Annotated in this window: 1 protein-coding gene; it reads left to right on the top strand. The window is 55.4% G+C overall.

The window, feature by feature from the left end:
* Positions 1 to 630 (top strand): beta-ketoacyl synthase N-terminal-like domain-containing protein (locus tag AC6CIF_RS31850; protein ID WP_498202756.1); only part of this gene is annotated, 630 nt, incomplete at both ends.

The raw sequence follows: 630 nt of genomic DNA, 5'->3' as shown, positions 1-630 counted from the left end.
GATCCGTTGTTCTTCCAGATTTCTCCTCGGGAAGCTGAGATGATGGATCCGCAGGAACGATTATTCATGCAGTGTGTGTACGAGACGATTGAGGATGCGGGGTATACACGGGAGCGTTTGGCTACCGACATCGTGGGTGTGTACGTGGGTGTGATGTACGAGGAATACCAACTGTACGGGGCCGAGTCCTCAATTGCGCTCTCCGGTAATCCGGCGTCCATCGCCAACCGGGTGTCGTATTTCTGTAATTTCCGCGGACCGAGTCTGGCGGTGGATACGATGTGTTCATCTTCGCTGACTTCCATTCATCTGGCGTGCCAGAGTTTAAGACAGAATGAGTGTCAGGTTGCGGTCGCAGGCGGGGTGAATGTGTCGGTCCACCCGAACAAATATATCATGTTGTCTCAAGGACGATTCCTGTCCAGCAAAGGTCGCTGTGAGAGCTTTGGTGAAGGGGGCGACGGGTATGTGCCGGGGGAAGGCGTGGGCGCGGTCCTGTTAAAACCGCTTGCACGAGCCGTTGCAGACGGGGACCGGATTTACGGCGTGATCAAAGGGTCGGCCTTGAATCACGGTGGAAAAACAAACGGATATACCGTGCCGAATCCCAACGCCCAGGCGGACGTCATC

The organism is Paenibacillus sp. GQ49, from assembly GCF_059759055.1.
The sequence above is the reverse complement of the archived record's forward strand: the minus strand, read 5'-3'. Positions and strand labels throughout refer to the sequence as shown.